The sequence below is a fragment of the Ruegeria sp. BG6 genome, assembly GCF_056538465.1.
Window position 1 is genome coordinate 1 of record NZ_JBQFTB010000056.1, and the last position, 615, is coordinate 615.

General features: G+C 60.2%; 1 protein-coding gene. It reads right to left on the minus strand.

What is annotated here, in order from left to right; all coding sequences use genetic code 11:
- Window positions 1-138: 138 nt before the first annotated feature.
- Window positions 139-615: polysaccharide deacetylase family protein (locus ACR0JW_RS23915; RefSeq protein WP_480714623.1), on the minus strand; the 477-nt coding region annotated here is incomplete at its 5' end.

The following is a 615-nucleotide window of genomic DNA, read 5'->3' on the forward strand; positions in this document are numbered from 1 at the left end:
GGTCTGGTTTTCAGATCCGACCTGTACACAGAACGACGCAGAGGAAAGCGGCCCGCTTCAGACAAAAAGGAGAGCAGTCAGGTATACAAGATTTGCTAACTACTCTGCTGAAACGCAATCCTGAAACCGCGTGCTGACTTAACCGGTCACCATCCACCGTCGTCGGGTCATTCCGATCATACGGCGCAGCTTCTGCGGTCGGGACATCCGTCCGGCTAAAATCGCCCGTATGTCGTTCTGGGTCATATCGCCACGAAGTGAGGTGCGTGGCCGAAGGAAAGCCTGATGCCGGAACAGCCCGCCATCGCTGGACCATACCGCAGTATATCCGGCCGCCCGCAAGGCTCGCAGAACCCGCGCATCATACCTGCCAAAGGGTATGCCGGCCTCGGTGATCTGATATCCGCAGATATCCTCGAGCCGGGCGCGCGAACTGCGCAGTTCCTTTTCCAGATCGGCATCGCTGAGGCCGGGCCAGGCGATATGGTTGATCCCATGACTGCCGATCGTCATGCCGGCATCCGACAGGGCGCGTAAATGCGGCGCATCCAGCGAGCCGGGTTGTCCGATCCGCCCGGTCAGCACGAAAAACCGCGCCTGCAGCCCACGTGCCGC